Raw genomic sequence first — 374 nt, 5'->3', positions numbered from 1 at the left:
TGGATCACACCCTTAAAAAAGTGATTGCTGACCAATCTCTTGCAGATGTGCCACTGGGTGCTTTTTTGTCGGGCGGTATAGACTCGTCCACTGTTGTTGCAATTATGCAACAGGTAAGTTCAAAACCGACACAAACTTATACGATAGGTTTTGATGATAAAGACTTTAACGAAGCGAGTTTTGCGAGAGATATATCTGCACACTTAGGGACACATCATCATGAGTTATATATTAGAGGGCAAGATTGTTTAGACCTAGTACCATCACTATCGTCTATTTATGATGAACCCATTGCAGACTCATCTCAAATACCTACTTACTTGGTTTCCAAGCTCGCGAGAGAAAACGTCACTGTTTGTTTATCTGGTGATGGG

Annotated in this window: 1 protein-coding gene; it reads left to right on the top strand. The window is 40.9% G+C overall.

Annotated features, from left to right (window positions below):
- Positions 1–374: asparagine synthase C-terminal domain-containing protein (locus A3751_RS01610; RefSeq protein ID WP_197466093.1), on the top strand; the 374-nt coding region annotated here is incomplete at both ends.

The organism is Oleiphilus sp. HI0080 (assembly GCF_001635135.1).
The sequence above is the reverse complement of the archived record's forward strand: the minus strand, read 5'-3'. Positions and strand labels throughout refer to the sequence as shown.